Consider the following 14,446-nt stretch of genomic DNA (forward strand, 5'->3'; position numbering starts at 1 on the left):
TGAGCATGATTTATACGACTAATCAATTATAGCATATTATCGAAGAAAATCTACAAATAACCTTATAAATTATTCAAAGTTTTTTTGGATATGGTAGTATTAAGTAAAGAACATATAGTAAAGAGGTGAATGCAATGGATTTTTCCGTCATCATTATGATTATTGGTATATTATTAATCGGCCTTTCCTTTTTATTAAGGGATTCCAGCAAAAAAGTAGAAACTGAAGTGGAGGAACTTGCTTTCTCCTTGTATCAAGAAACAAGTGTCTTAAAACGCAGATTAAAAGTGATTGAAGAAGAATTATTGATCGAGTCAATGAAAAGTCCTAAAAAAAGTATAAAAAAACCAGTCGTTGTTCATGAAATCATTAGAAGCCAAGTTCTTGAATTACATAAGCAAGGATATTCATTAATAGAAATTAGTACCCGCTCCTCTCTTACTGTAGAAGAAGTACAGTCAGTGATAGGTGGTGGCAATAGATGAATAAAACTACGATCCGGTTTCTTGGGATTGGATTATTTTTTGCTGGTGCTGCATTTCAAATTCAACTCATGCTAGGGGATGATGCCCCAGCGAAGGATGAAATTACGCAGGAAGCATATGAACAAGCCCAAAAAGAGTTAATAAGTGTTAAAGATCAACTAGCACAGCTTCAACTCGACCTAGATAACACTCAAACAGGACCAACAGCAATCGATAAGGTAGAAGAGCCTTCTGAGAGTTCTTCTAGTGGAGCTAGAAATACCGTACTGCATATTCAAACAGGTATGACATCAAGAGATATTAGCGTTTTCTTAGAGCAAGCTGGCATTATTCAAAATAAACAGGATTTCGCAGATTATTTATCTGCCCAAGACCTTTCTGGCAAAATTCAAATTGGTCAATATGAACTTAACTCCACGATGTCACTCAAACAAATAGCAGAAATCATTACTAAATAAAAAACTAGTTGTATTAAGGATTTTGCGCATTAAAGAGTCTCCAATAGGTTACCGCTATGATTTTCGCTACCAGCGGTAACTCCCTTAAGACCCATACTAAATTGCGATTAATACAAAAAAGCACAAGATCCCCTCGTTTCAATAGGGCCTTGTGCTTTTCTTTTAATTATTTAGCTCGTAATGTTTTCCTTTTAGTAAATATAACAAACGCTCTGCTAAATTCGTTGCATGATCGGCGGATCTTTCTAAGTAACGGCAAACAAATGATAACTGCGTCACTTGGCTAAGTTGTTCAGGTTTTTCTACCCCTACATTTAGTAAAGCTCGAATCGTCTGACCATACATCTCGTCCACTTCATCATCTTGTTTTGCAATTTTCTTCGCTTCGTCTGCATTTTCATGAATAAAAGCATCTAAAATTTGTTTTAGCATCGAGATTGTTTTCACACGCATTTCATCTAATAACAGAATAGGTGCAACATGTTCTTCTTTTCCAATACGAATTGTTTCTTTGGCTATATTAACTGCATAATCACCAATACGTTCCATATCAGAAGCAATTTTTACAAGTACCATTAATCTTCTTAAATCAGTAGCCACTGGTTGCTGTTTTGCTATTAGTAAAATGACTCTATCATTAATCTCTTCCTCTAAGCGATTAATATGGATATCATGATTAATCACTGAAAGTGCACCTTCAATATTACTAGCTAATAAATAATCCATAGATGTGTTTAAAGTATCAATTGCCGTATTACTTAATTCTATTAATAACTCTTGCACCTTTTGTAATTCTTCATCGAACTTTTCTCTACCCACCATTTTCTATTAACCCCTTTCTTTATCCGAATCTACCTGAAATATAGTCTTCCGTGCGTTTATCTTCAGGTGTCGAGAAGATAACATCTGTTTGATCAAATTCTACCACTTCACCAGACAAGAAAAAAGCTGTTTTGTCTGAAATTCGAGCTGCTTGTTGCATATTATGCGTAACGATAATGATAGAATAGTCTGCTTTTAATTCTTGAATTAGTTCTTCTACTTTTAAAGTAGAAATAGGATCAAGCGCAGATGTAGGTTCATCCATTAGGATAACATCAGGTTCAATTGCCAAACAACGCGCGATACAAATACGTTGTTGTTGTCCACCTGATAAACTGTATGCATTTGTATTTAGGCGATCCTTTACTTCATCCCAAATGGCAGCTCCACGTAGACTCTTTTCCACAATTTGATCTAAAATCTTTTTGTTTTTAATCCCATGAATTCTTGGACCATATGCGATGTTATCGTAAATAGATTTTGGGAAAGGATTTGGCTTTTGGAATACCATCCCTACTTTTGTACGCAGCTCTTCCACACCATAATCATTATCGAAAATATTACGTTCACGATATAAGATTTTTCCAGATGTTTTCACAGTTGGTACTAATTCTACCATACGATTTAATGTTTTAATATAGGTTGATTTCCCACAACCTGAAGGTCCGATGATCGCAGTTACTTCATTTTCTTTGATTTGCAAATTAATATCTTTCAGTGCATGATGATTCCCATACCATAAATTTAATTGTTGCGTATTATACACAATACCTGATGTATCATTTAATGTATTTGACCCGTTTTCTAACGATTGTACCATTATACTTCCCCCTAGTCTTCTTAATACCTTTTTGAGAATTTGTTACGAATAAATATAGCGATTGAGTTCATGATCAATAAAAAAATCATTAAAACAAGAATTCCAGCAGCCGCTACAAATTGAAAATCCTGCTGTGGACGTTTTGCCCAATCGTAAATTTGCATAGGTAATGCGGTAAATTGGCTTAGTAAGCCTGTCGGAAGGAACTGAATTATTACAGGAATCCCTATTACGATCAGTGGTGCTGTTTCTCCAACCGCTCTTGATAATGCCAAGATCGCACCTGTCAATATACCTGGAATTGCAGATGGCAATACAATTTTCACAACTGTTTGCCACTTTGTAGCACCCATTCCATAAGATGCTTCTCTAACATCGTTTGGCACAGCTCGAATTGCTTCTTGGGAAGCAACGATAATGACAGGAAGTATTAACAAACTCATTGTAAATCCTGCCGCTAAAACACTATTTCCTAGTGATAATGCACGAACAAAAATAGTTAATCCGAGTAACCCGAATACAACAGAAGGTACTCCAGCAAGGTTCGAGATATTCATGCGAATAAAATCACTCAATTTATTTTTCTTTGCATATTCTTCCAAGTAAATCGCAGTTCCAACACCTAATATAATGGAGACTGGTGCAACTACAAACATTAACCAAATAGAACCAACGAGCGCCGCTTTAATGCCTGCTTTTGCAGGAAAACGAGAGCTGAAGTTTTGGAAAAATTCTGGAGTTAAATAACCAATACCTTGTGAAATGATTCGATAAAACAAAATAGCTAACGCAAGTAATGCGAATAATGTCGCAAAAAAGAAAACCGCTTTAAAAACCTTATTAATCGTGAGGCGATTCACCATTCTTTTAACAACTGATTCATGATTTACATATTTCATTTTAATATTCCTCCCGATATTTTTTCGAAATAGCGTGAGCAATTAAGTTCATTACCAGTGTAAATAAGAACAATGTGAAACCAACTGAGTAAATAGAATAGTAAATAGTTGTTCCATAGCCCGCGTCACCAGATGAAACTTGTACAATATAGGCCGTCATTGTTTGAATAGATCCTGTCACATCAAAGTCAAATTTCGGCGTTGACCCTCCGGCAAGTGAAACGATCATTGTTTCTCCAATTGCTCGTGAAATTGCAAGCACAATAGAAGCAATAATTCCAGATAGCGCTGCTGGTACTACAACTTTAAGTGCTACTTCTAATTTAGTAGACCCCATTGCAAGTGCACCTTCACGAATTGAACTTGGTACAGATGACATCGCATCTTCAGATAAAGATGCAATCATTGGTAAAATCATTATTCCAACAACAATACCTGGACTTAATGCATTGAATATTTTTAGATCTGGAATAAATTGTTGCAATAATGGCGTTACAAATGTTAAAGCAAAAAAACCATAAACAATTGTCGGAATTCCAGCTAATACTTCTAAAATTGGTTTAATAATTCTTCTCGTAGTATCAGAAGCATATTCACTTAGGAATATAGCAGAGCCAATACCAAAAGGTACTGCCACAATTACCGCTATTACTGTTACTTTTAATGTTCCGGCGATCAAAGGAAGAATTCCAAATGCAGGTTCTTTATTAGCAAATGGATACCACTCGGTCCCAAATAAAAAGCTAAACACAGGAACTTCCTTGAAGAAAATAATTGTTTCGACAATCAAAGTTAAAACAATTCCAATTGTCGTTAATACAGAGATAGAAGCAATCAAAAACAAAATAGTTGGTATTAACTTTTCTACCATTTGTTTTTGCTTCTTGCTGTTTGATTTTGCAATTAGCTCTTGTACTGATGGTTGATCAGATACTTGTTTTTGAGCCATGGTGAATCCCCCTTTTACCAAAACGTAAGAAAAGAGTAGCAGTTATGCTACTCATTCACTTACACTCGGTTTACCTTTTTCAACCTTATTTTAAACCTTCTAAAGTAGATAGACCTTCTTCATACTTTTCAGCAGGAAGACTTACATATCCAACTGCTTCAGCCATTTCACCAGCATTTTCAAGTGAATATTTCATGAAATCATAAAATGCTGGGTTTTCAGAAAGTGCACTATTTTTTGCATAAACGAATAATGGACGAGATAGTGGAGAATATTCTCCAGATTCAATTGTTTCATTGTTAGGTTCTACCCCACCAATTTTTACAGCTTTTAATGTATCTTGGTTAGCTAAGTAGTATGCATATCCAAAGAATGCAATTGCATTTTTATCAGCTTGTACACCTTGTACTAATACGTTGTCATCTTCAGAAAGAGTTGCAGATTTAACAAGATCTTCTCCATCAAGAATTACTTCATCAAAGTAATCGTAAGTTCCTGAATCTGTACCTGGTGAATAGAATACTACTTCTTCTGCTGGCCAATCTGGATTAATATCAGACCATTTTTTTGTAGTTCCATCTTCAATCCATAATTTTTTTAGATCTTCCACTGTAATATCTTCTACCCAGTCGTTTTCTTGGCTAACAACTACTGTTAAACCGTCATTCGCAAGTTGGAATTCAGTGAAATCAATACCTGCATCTGCAAGTGCTGTTTTTTCTTCTTCTTTAATAGGACGTGATGCGTTAGAGAAATCAGTTTCGCCAGCGATGAATTTTTCAAAACCGCCACCAGTTCCTGATACACCAGCTGTTACTTGAACTTTAGGTTGTACGTTTCCATATTCTTCTACAAGAGCTTCTGTAATTGGTGCTACTGTACTTGATCCGTCTCCAGATACTTTTCCTTCAATTGCTGCTACTTCTTCAACAGGTTTTTCAGTTGAAGTGTCAGTCGGTGTTGTGTCAGTTGGTGTTTCATTAGCAGTATTTCCACATGCTGCAAGCGCAAGCGCTGAGCCAACCATTGTAGTCATTAATAAGTATTTCCAGTTTTTCATCAGGTAAATCCCCCTAAAATTATGTTTTTCTTTTCTTTGTTACAAAAACTACTTTAAAGGTTTCATGTTGAGTCGGTATGAATGTAATGTAAAGCTTTTGTAAACTGTCCGACGAATAGATTAGAACTTGAAAAAACCGGTCAACCTATTCTTTTAATAGGATGTCCGGTTTTTTTGATTTTATTCCGCTTGTTCTTCATCAATCGAATCATTAGTGTATGGAGCTTTAATGAGTGGCGTTGCTGTAGACTCATTTTCTTTTAGTGCATTATTTTTTTGTTTAATATTAAAATATTTGTCGACTAAGTCTCGAGTAAGTGGGGTTGTAACGTTAGTTTTGTAACTAGCCTCAGTTGATGCATGTGGGACGACAACTGCATACGCAATTTCTGGATTATCATACGGAGCAAATCCAACATGTGTTAAATTGACAGTTCGAATATTTTGCTGTTTTTCTGCATCCCAAAAGAACGACTGTGCTGTACCCGTTTTACCTCCACCGGTATATGGTGCGTTTGCAAAAGCGGAACGTGCGGTTCCTCTATTTCCAGAATATACTCGTTGCATACCTTGACGCACTCGTTCTATTTCTGCTCTCGTATTATCTACTGTATTTAAAATGTTCGGAGTCATTTCTTTCACTAATTTTCCAAGTTGTACACCATCAGCAGACGGTTCTCTAATTTCTTTGACAACATGTGGTTGAATTCGCTTTCCTCCATTTGCAATCGTCGCAACAAATTGTGCTAGTTGTAAAGGTGTGTACGTATCATACTGACCTATACTTAAATCTAGTAATTTACCAGCCTCAAATCCTCCAGTAACACCGAAGACTTCGCCTGGTAAATCTATTCCAGTTGGAACACCTAATCCTAACTGTGCATATCCAGTCCTCATTTTTCTAAATGCTTCGACGCCAAAACTAATCGATTGATTTGGACGATAGGTTGAATTGGCTGCTCCATATGCAATTTTAAACATGTACACGTTCGAAGATCGCTCTAATGCTTCTAAATCACTTACCGCAACACGGGAGTTTCTGTTAAAAACAGAACTTTTCTTTTGGGATCCTTTAATAAGAATCGGTTCATCAATTAGAACATCTCCAATAGATACTATCCCTTCTCTGTAACCGGTTAGCATTGTCCCTGGCTTAATTGTAGAACCGACTTCGTATGCCGTTGTAAAGGATGCAAATGCATAATCTCGAACCGATTGTTTCCCTGTTTCTGAGTCTTTTACAATTTGCTTTCCTACTAACGATAAAACTTCTCCTGTGTATGGATCTAACATGACCAAAAATGCTCTATCTAAATATTTTGTACCTGCATTATTATTTTTTATCTCTAATAGTTTTTTTTCTAAAATTCTTTCCATTTCGGTTTGTAGTTCACTGTCAATTGTTAATACGAGGTCTTTCCCGGGTTCTCCTTCATAGACGGTTTGAATATCAACGACCCGACCTTTTCCATCAGTAATATTTTTGACTACCGTTTTTTGTCCTTGTAGCACTTCTTCGTACTGTTGCTCAATATAACTTTTTCCAACACGATCATTTCGAGAATAGTCTCTCGATAAGAAATAATCTAAACGATTTTTAGGTATCCCTTCTTTTGGTAAAGTAGTTGTTCCTAAAATAGCAAGGGTGGAGTTTTTAACTCTTCTCCAGTCAGTTGTTGTATTGACACCTTTTAATTCTCCTAATCGTTCCGATACTCGTGCAAATTCTTCTACTGTCACTTCTTCTGAAATTTCTCCAGGCTTAAGTGCTTTATTCGCAACGTCTCCACCTTTAATTATTTGTGGAGATAACGCATATCCAGAAGCCATCTCTCGGTAAATCGCAATTACTTCTAGCTCTTCTGGTGTGAATGAATTTAATTGTTCTTCCGTAATTTTACTTCTTATTAATCGATTAATCGCAGCATTTTTTTCCTTTTTCGTTAAGTCTTCCTCTTTTTCGACTTCATTTCTTTCTTTGTCCGTTATTAAATCATTTGCTTCTTCTTTGTATTTGCGTAACCAAAAATCTTGTAAGTCACTTTTTGTAATAGCGTTTATATCTTTTTCAATTAATAGACTTAGCTTTTCCGCTATTTCAAACATTTCCTCGGATGTTGTCGTCTGCATTTTCGTATAGGTAATTGCTTTTTGCGGTTTATTGTCTACTAAAATTCGACCTTCGCTATCAAAAATACGTCCTCGAGGCACACTTGTATTGACAGGGACTTCTTCTGTTCTTTCTATAGCTCTTGTATAGTCTTCGCCTTTTACTATTTGTAAATAACCTAGACGTAATATTAACATCGTAAAAAGAATGAATATAGAAAAGAAAAGTATATTCATACGAAAAGTAATATTAGCTCGTTGTTTCGCTTTTACACTTTGTGCACGTTTGTTTGGAATTTTTCGCATGAGACCACCTACTTTATTAATAACTTATATTGTAACATAAAAAGCACACACTTTTAGACGTAAAAGTGTGTGCTAAGTTTCTTTTTTTATAAGTAATTATTTAGAAGCCTCGTAACGTTTTGATACTTCATCCCAATTTACTACATTCCAGAATGAACCGATGTAGTCAGGACGACGGTTTTGGTAGTTTAAGTAGTAAGCATGCTCCCAAACATCTAATCCTAATAATGGAGTTTTACCTTCCATGATCGGTGAATCTTGGTTAGCTGTAGATGAAACTTCTAATTCTCCATTAGAAACGGATAACCAAGCCCAGCCTGAACCAAAACGAGTTGTCGCTGCTTTAGCGAACTCTTCTTTAAAAACATCAAAGCTACCGAATTTAGCATCTATTGCTGAAGCTAGTTCGCCAGTTGGATTTCCGCTACCGTTTGGTGAAAGGATTTCCCAGAATAATGAGTGGTTAGCATGTCCGCCACCATTGTTGCGAACTGCTGTTTTAATATCTTCTGGAAGAGCGTCTAAGTTAGCGATTAACTCTTCTACAGACTTGCTTTCTAAGTCTGCTTTACCTGCTACTGCATTATTTAAGTTCGTTACATACGTGTTATGATGTTTCGTGTGATGAATATTCATCGTCTCTTTATCGATATGTGGTTCTAGTGCGTCGTACGCGTAAGGTAATTGTGGTAATTCGTATGCCATGTTTGTTTCCTCCTAAAGAATATTTTAGAAAATTCTTTCCGTATACTAGCGTATCAAAATAAAAGGAAACCTTCAACGAAAAGAACCTAATATATTCTCATACTTTTGACTGAAGTTAGATAAAAAAAATAAAAATAACAAGCATCGCACTTAAAATAATAATTTTTACAACGGAAGATGTAAGAAAACCGATCAATGAACCAACTCCAGATCTCACTGCCTGTTTAAAGCCTTCTCTCGTTACAATTAGTTCTGCAAGTATCGCTCCAAGAAATGGTCCGATTAAAATACCTGCAACCGGGATAACGAATGGCCCAAAGAGTAACCCGATTGTACTTCCCCATACTCCAGCTTTCGTACCGCCAAACCTCTTTACCCCAAAAGCGTTGGCAGCCATATCCGCACTAAATAACAATACAACAAATAGCGCTTGAATAACCCAAAACAACCAGTTCAACTCAACAAAAGAGAAAAACAGTCCATATAAAACATAACCAAGTAGCATGAAAACAACCGATGGTATAATTGGATAAAATGTACCTACAAACGCGACAATAAAACTAATAATTATTAAAATCCATCCAAGAATCTCAATCATATACGTTTACCTAAAATCGCATCCGCAATATTCACAGAGTGGTCACCTATCCTTTCAAGATTACTTAATATATCCACAAACATAACTCCTGCATGACCTGTACATAGGCCTTCATTCAAGCGAATAATATGATTTTTTCTAAATTGACGTTCCATTCGATCAATGACATTTTCTTGTTCGGCAACTTCTTGTGCTAAGTAATCATCATTTAAATCCAATGCTTCTACTGCTTTCTTTACTGTATTAATAGTTAGTTCAAACATTTTCGAAATATCTTCTAATGCATCTGGCGTTAAATGGAAGTGTTGTTCATCCTGATAATCAATTAATTCTAATATATTTTCAAAATGATCTCCTATCCGTTCAAAGTCCCGTGTTGTATCCAACAACATAAAGTGCCTAGTAGAATCTTGGCTTGAAAGAGGTTGGGATGATATTTTCACTAAATAATTTGTTATTTTTGTATCGAGATGATTAATAGCATCTTCTAAATAATATGCATCTTCTGCATCTTGCTTATTTCCTGTCTTTAAATATACAAATGTTTTTTCTAATCCTTGAATACTAAAATTGCCCATTCGCAATATCTCTTCTTTTGCTTGTCCAATAGCTATCGATGGAAATTCTTCTATCAAATCTTCTTCTAGATGTTTCGGTTTATATTTAATATTCACATCTTCACCAGGTAAAAACTTCACTAATAAATAAACCCATGCACTAATTAAAGGAAACTGTAAAATGACATTCACTACATTGAAACTCCCGTGCGCAAAAGCAATTTGCATTTTATTTTCTAATGAAAGCACACCGGCTATCCATTCCATATATAAAGTGAAAGGAGTTAAGAAAATAAGAAACACAATTGTACCTACAACATTAAACAGGACATGCGCCACTGCAGCCCTCCTTGCACTGACGGAAGCCCCTATAGAAGCAAGAACAGCTGTAATAGTAGTACCAATATTATCACCAAATAAAATAGGTAAAGCACCTCGTAAAGAAATTAAACCTTCTGCATAAAATCCTTGTAAGATTGCTACAGAAGCACTAGAACTTTGAATGAGTATGGTCATAGTTGTCCCTGCTATTACACCTAATAATGGATGATCACTCATATGTAATGTAAAATCAGTAAAGGAAGATAATCTTTGTAGCGGACTCATTCCACTCATCATCAATTCTAATCCTAAAAATAAGCCACCAAAACCAAAAGCCACTTCTCCTAAATGTTGAACCATTTTCTTTTTAAATAAAAATATAATAAATGCACCTATTGCCATTATCGGTAATGCAAAGTCTCCGATTTCGAAGCCAAATATAAATGCTTTCAATGTTGTCCCTATATTAGCTCCCATGATTATACCAATAGATTGGCGGAGAGTCATAAAACCAGCACTGACAAGTCCAATGACGATAACAATCGTCCCAGCACTAGACTGTATCAATACAGTAAAAAGCAGTCCTGCGACAACTCCCATTAGTGGGTTCGTTGTATAACGATCAAGTATATCTCGCAACTTATTTCCAGCAGCTTTTTGTAAGCCATCACCCATAAACTTAATGGAGAATAAGAAAATCCCTAATCCACCAAAAAACTCAAAGAGCATCTCTTGCCAATTCAGCTCCACGTACTAATTCAACTCCTATTTCGACAAATTTCACATAAGTAAATAAGGTATTATGGATAAAGTATAAAGGAAATGTAAAGCTAAAGTATACATAATAATAATTTCTTTATAATTTTCGTGGCTCTTTTTGTCCATTTTTGTCGTAAAATGCTAATATTAAGTAGGAAAGGGTGACATTCGTGAATTTATTTCAAATTTTCAAAGCAAGCATACATAGTCCTAAAAAGATTGCGGCTTTTAGACTTATTCCAATAGGAAAAGTAATGCAATACATATTTAGTTATATTTTCATCATGACCGTTATTTCATTTATCTTTTTTATGAATGGAATATCGGATCAGCAAACAAGTATGGAGGGATTGCTTGAGTACTTTTCAGAAATCCAGTGGCTACTCTATCCTTTTGCATTTATTTTCTTGTTTGTATTTAATACACTAATAATCTTTGTACAAATTAGTATATTTGCTTATATCGGTATGATTATTCTCTATTCAAGAAAACGAAAAGGAGAATACCGGCATATCTGGCGGACAACTCTATTTGCTAGTACAGTTCCTATGCTATTATCTGTTTTGGCGGTACTACTACAATGGACGAGTAGCTATGTACAGTTAGCCATTTACGTAATCACTTTTGTTTATTTAGTACTCTCCACTAAATATTATCCGATTAACAAAAGTGCAAGTACCTTCTAAGTACAAAACCTGTAAAATCGTCTTCGAAGGGCTTTGGACAGACTTAAAGCTATATCAGTACCGGTATTTTTTAGAGAGGCTGGTTGTGATTGATTTCACAACTACCCTCTCTTTTCTTGGTAACCTTTTGGCGTTTGTCTGTGCATCTACCCTCTTCAACAGAAAGTAAAAGAAAATTAGCAGAATTACTCTCCTTATCTTATGTACAATCCACTGTATTTTCCTATCGTTCAAAGTACCAGAGACTTTATGCACTCAAAAAGTATATACTTACTTATCTTTTGGATTTTCTTTTATGATTGAATTGAAAACATTTACTTGATTGTAGTGAAAGACGACGACTCTAGCGGAGGCCTACAGGAGGTGGATCATGCAATCGTTGCCGTAGGACGCGGCTGGCGCTATTAGCCTTCGTTCCTATGTAAATACTCTTGTGGGGATATCACATTTCGCACTTTTTAGGTGGCGGCTTATCGCTCCCCCCGCGGAAAGCGTCCACCTGCAACGGAAATCAACAATAGTATTGAATCGATCTTTTTCTCCAAAATAGCTGAAACACTGGATTTACAGAACGGAAAATTATATACTTTCCTATTTTTCAAAAATAGTCATACCCCCTCTTTTTCATGCATAGTGTAGGACAAGGGGGTTTTATGATGAAAATATTCTTAGCAACTATCTTACTCTTAATCTCGTTCTATATAGTGAAAGTAGATTTATTCGAAGGTACAATCCCACTTGCATATTACCCGGCGGAAGAAGAATGTATAGAGACACTCGATTATATTACAGTAGAAATTGTTGGTGGAGATACTATTTATTCGTTATTCTCCATGTATCCCGCTGCACAATCCATTACTTTTACAGAGCGATTAAATGATTTTTATACATTGAATCCACATCTTAGCAACCAAAGCTTTTTAGCAGGTGAGCATGTACTTTTGCCGGTATATATTGCATCTGGACAATGTAAAAATTAACAAATAGAGGTTTCTTCCTTGTCAATACCTTCTAAAGACTGATAAAATGATCGTAGTGATGGCATAAAGCCTCGAGAAGGAGAGAATTACATGAGTGAAATAATTCATCGTTCCAAAACTCGTCCCGTTCGAGTTGGAAACTTAACAATAGGTGGTAGTGACGAACTATTTATCCAAAGTATGACGACAACTAAAACACATGATGTGGAAGCAACAGTTGCAGAAATCTTGCGCTTAGAGGAAGCTGGTTGTCAAATCGTTCGTGTCGCTTGTCCAGATGAACGCGCTGCAAATTCGATCGGAGAAATTAAAAAACGAATTAATATACCATTAGTAGTGGATATCCATTTTGACTATAAACTTGCGCTTATTGCAATTGAGCAAGGTGCAGATAAAATTCGTATTAACCCAGGTAACATCGGCCGTAAAGAAAAAGTAGAAGCGGTAGTTAATGCTGCTAAAGCAAAAGGTATTCCAATTCGTATCGGTGTAAATGCCGGGTCTTTAGAGAAGAAAATTTTAGAGAAATATGGTTACCCTACTGCAGATGGTATGGTAGAAAGCGCATTGCACCATATTAAAATACTAGAAGACTTAGATTTCCATGATATTATCGTGTCAATGAAAGCTTCAGACGTTAACTTAGCAGTTGAAGCATACAAAAAGGCTTCACAAGCATTTGACTATCCGTTACACTTAGGTATCACAGAATCCGGAACACTTTTTGCTGGTTCGATTAAGAGTGCCGCTGGACTTGGTACATTACTATCTATGGGCATTGGGAATACACTTCGTGTTTCACTAAGTGCAGATCCAGTGGAAGAAATAAAAGTTGCACGTGAATTGTTAAAAGTATTTGGCTTATCTTCCAATGCAGCTACGTTAATCTCTTGCCCTACATGTGGACGTATTGAAATTGACTTAATTTCAATTGCAAATGAGGTAGAAGAATATATCTCCCATATTAAAGCACCGATTAAAGTTGCGGTACTAGGCTGTGCAGTGAACGGCCCTGGTGAAGCACGTGAAGCAGATATTGGGATCGCGGGAGCGCGCGGAGAAGGCCTTTTGTTCCGTAAAGGAAAAACTGTACGTAAAGTACCGGAAGAAACAATGGTCGACGAACTGAAAATTGAGATCGATAAAATTGCAGCAGAATACTTTGCGCAACAAGAACTAGAAAAACAAAAGGCATAGGGTGTTGAGAATATGACAAATATTCGATTCGGAATCGATATAGACGGGACAGTAACATGCCCTACCTCTTTGCTTCCTCATATCAATGAAGCATTTAAATGTAACTTACAGTTAAGTGACATTAAAGAATATGACTTAACAAAAGCATTCCCAGTTAGTGAAAGGGAATTCTACGAGTGGTTTAAAAAATCGGAAGCAACTATATATGCAACTTCCCCTATTCAACCTGATGCTCATGCAGTCTTATCTGCCTGGAAAGAAAAATATGAATTATTCTTCATATCTGCTCGCGGGGAAAATGTGATGGATGTTACGCTTAACTGGTTCAAAGAGCAGGAATTGCTTTACGATCATATCGAATTAATCGGTACACATAATAAAATTGAATCAGCTAGAAAGCATGGTGTCCATGTCTTCTTTGAAGACAAGCACGATAATGCTGTTGAAATAAATGAGGAATTAGATATTCCCGTGTTATTATTTAACACACCATATAATCAACAACCTGCTCCAACCGGAGTCATTCGTGTAAATAATTGGATTGAAGCAAATAATTGGATCGAAAAAGAATTTGCACTATCCTTGTAAGAATAAATACTAAAAAACCTCGACAAATCAATAATTGACGAGGTTTTTTTTATGGAATTGGAAAATAACGGCAATTGAGTTGCGTCATTGATCAATCAAAACAGTTTATTATATACAAATAGATGCACTAAAGTTTTATTTGGATGG

15 protein-coding genes are annotated in these 14,446 nt (G+C 35.8%); 6 read left to right on the plus strand and 9 right to left on the minus strand.

The window, feature by feature from the left end; translation table 11 throughout:
• Window positions 1–134 precede the first annotated feature (134 nt).
• Window positions 135–485 carry a hypothetical protein gene (locus BMZ04_RS04300; RefSeq protein WP_093265863.1) on the plus strand — a complete coding sequence of 117 codons (351 nt, stop codon included), beginning with the start codon at window positions 135–137 and terminating at the stop codon, window positions 483–485.
• Window positions 482–943: an endolytic transglycosylase MltG gene (locus tag BMZ04_RS04305; protein WP_093265866.1), complete on the plus strand. Its 462-nt coding sequence runs from the start codon at window positions 482–484 to the stop codon at window positions 941–943. The genes BMZ04_RS04300 and BMZ04_RS04305 overlap by 4 nt, the downstream gene beginning before the upstream one ends.
• Before the next feature lie 162 nt (window positions 944–1,105).
• Here the strand turns inward: BMZ04_RS04305 and phoU are convergent, their stop codons facing one another.
• The 9 genes from phoU to BMZ04_RS04350 all read right to left on the minus strand — a co-directional run bounded on the left by phoU (window position 1,106) and on the right by BMZ04_RS04350 (window position 10,839).
• Window positions 1,106–1,765, minus strand: a complete 660-nt coding sequence (phoU, locus tag BMZ04_RS04310) for a phosphate signaling complex protein PhoU (RefSeq protein ID WP_093265869.1) — start codon at window positions 1,763–1,765, stop codon at window positions 1,106–1,108.
• Window positions 1,766–1,784: 19 nt separating this feature from the next.
• Window positions 1,785–2,585, minus strand: coding sequence for a phosphate ABC transporter ATP-binding protein PstB (gene pstB / locus BMZ04_RS04315; RefSeq protein WP_093265872.1), 801 nt, complete (start codon window positions 2,583–2,585; stop codon window positions 1,785–1,787).
• Window positions 2,586–2,605: 20 nt separating this feature from the next.
• Window positions 2,606–3,484: a phosphate ABC transporter permease PstA gene (gene pstA / locus BMZ04_RS04320; protein ID WP_093265874.1), complete on the minus strand. Its 879-nt coding sequence runs from the start codon at window positions 3,482–3,484 to the stop codon at window positions 2,606–2,608.
• A gap of 1 nt (window position 3,485) precedes the next feature.
• Complete coding sequence (gene pstC, locus BMZ04_RS04325; protein ID WP_093265877.1) at window positions 3,486–4,433, minus strand: phosphate ABC transporter permease subunit PstC; 948 nt, start codon at window positions 4,431–4,433, stop codon at window positions 3,486–3,488.
• Window positions 4,434–4,518: 85 nt separating this feature from the next.
• Entirely contained in the window at window positions 4,519–5,493 is a 975-nt protein-coding gene (locus BMZ04_RS04330) for a PstS family phosphate ABC transporter substrate-binding protein (protein WP_093265880.1), read from the minus strand.
• Window positions 5,494–5,673: 180 nt separating this feature from the next.
• Window positions 5,674–7,908, minus strand: a complete 2,235-nt coding sequence (locus BMZ04_RS04335) for a peptidoglycan D,D-transpeptidase FtsI family protein (protein ID WP_093265883.1) — start codon at window positions 7,906–7,908, stop codon at window positions 5,674–5,676.
• A gap of 96 nt (window positions 7,909–8,004) precedes the next feature.
• Window positions 8,005–8,613 (minus strand): superoxide dismutase, encoded by a 609-nt coding sequence (locus tag BMZ04_RS04340; protein ID WP_093265886.1) that lies wholly within the window; start codon window positions 8,611–8,613, stop codon window positions 8,005–8,007.
• A 115-nt stretch (window positions 8,614–8,728) separates the two neighbouring features.
• On the minus strand, window positions 8,729–9,208 hold the full coding sequence (locus BMZ04_RS04345) for a DUF456 domain-containing protein (protein ID WP_093267127.1): 480 nt from the start codon (window positions 9,206–9,208) through the stop codon (window positions 8,729–8,731).
• A complete protein-coding gene (locus tag BMZ04_RS04350; protein WP_093265889.1) occupies window positions 9,208–10,839 on the minus strand; it encodes a Na/Pi cotransporter family protein in 1,632 nt (543 codons plus the stop codon). Before BMZ04_RS04350 ends, BMZ04_RS04345 begins: the two co-directional genes overlap by 1 nt.
• Before the next feature lie 179 nt (window positions 10,840–11,018).
• On the opposite strand from BMZ04_RS04350, the gene BMZ04_RS04355 reads away from it, so the two are divergent.
• The 4 genes from BMZ04_RS04355 to BMZ04_RS04370 all read left to right on the plus strand — a co-directional run bounded on the left by BMZ04_RS04355 (window position 11,019) and on the right by BMZ04_RS04370 (window position 14,299).
• Window positions 11,019–11,534, plus strand: a complete 516-nt coding sequence (locus BMZ04_RS04355) for a DUF1189 family protein (protein WP_093265892.1) — start codon at window positions 11,019–11,021, stop codon at window positions 11,532–11,534.
• Window positions 11,535–12,190: 656 nt separating this feature from the next.
• On the plus strand, window positions 12,191–12,514 hold the full coding sequence (locus tag BMZ04_RS04360) for a hypothetical protein (RefSeq protein WP_093265894.1): 324 nt from the start codon (window positions 12,191–12,193) through the stop codon (window positions 12,512–12,514).
• Window positions 12,515–12,613: 99 nt separating this feature from the next.
• Window positions 12,614–13,711 (plus strand): flavodoxin-dependent (E)-4-hydroxy-3-methylbut-2-enyl-diphosphate synthase, encoded by a 1,098-nt coding sequence (gene ispG, locus BMZ04_RS04365; RefSeq protein WP_177184354.1) that lies wholly within the window; start codon window positions 12,614–12,616, stop codon window positions 13,709–13,711.
• Window positions 13,712–13,723: 12 nt separating this feature from the next.
• A complete protein-coding gene (locus BMZ04_RS04370) occupies window positions 13,724–14,299 on the plus strand; it encodes a 5' nucleotidase, NT5C type (RefSeq protein ID WP_093265899.1) in 576 nt (191 codons plus the stop codon).
• Window positions 14,300–14,446: the final 147 nt, after the last annotated feature.

Origin of the sequence: Psychrobacillus sp. OK032 (assembly GCF_900111345.1) — a bacterium.
GTDB lineage: Bacteria > Bacillota > Bacilli > Bacillales_A > Planococcaceae > Psychrobacillus.

Bases quoted from the DNA above. Each gene is read 5' to 3' on its own strand.
- BMZ04_RS04340 (WP_093265886.1), bottom strand. From the start codon at position 8,613: ATGGCATACGAATTACCACAATTACCTTACGCGTACGACGCACTAGAA.
- BMZ04_RS04305 (WP_093265866.1), top strand. From the start codon at position 482: ATGAATAAAACTACGATCCGGTTTCTTGGGATTGGATTATTTTTTGCT.
- BMZ04_RS04335 (WP_093265883.1), bottom strand. From the start codon at position 7,908: ATGCGAAAAATTCCAAACAAACGTGCACAAAGTGTAAAAGCGAAACAA.
- pstA (WP_093265874.1), bottom strand. From the start codon at position 3,484: ATGAAATATGTAAATCATGAATCAGTTGTTAAAAGAATGGTGAATCGC.
- BMZ04_RS04300 (WP_093265863.1), top strand. From the start codon at position 135: ATGGATTTTTCCGTCATCATTATGATTATTGGTATATTATTAATCGGC.
- pstC (WP_093265877.1), bottom strand. From the start codon at position 4,433: ATGGCTCAAAAACAAGTATCTGATCAACCATCAGTACAAGAGCTAATT.
- BMZ04_RS04330 (WP_093265880.1), bottom strand. From the start codon at position 5,493: ATGAAAAACTGGAAATACTTATTAATGACTACAATGGTTGGCTCAGCG.
- BMZ04_RS04370 (WP_093265899.1), top strand. From the start codon at position 13,724: ATGACAAATATTCGATTCGGAATCGATATAGACGGGACAGTAACATGC.
- pstB (WP_093265872.1), bottom strand. From the start codon at position 2,585: ATGGTACAATCGTTAGAAAACGGGTCAAATACATTAAATGATACATCA.
- phoU (WP_093265869.1), bottom strand. From the start codon at position 1,765: ATGGTGGGTAGAGAAAAGTTCGATGAAGAATTACAAAAGGTGCAAGAG.
- BMZ04_RS04360 (WP_093265894.1), top strand. From the start codon at position 12,191: ATGAAAATATTCTTAGCAACTATCTTACTCTTAATCTCGTTCTATATA.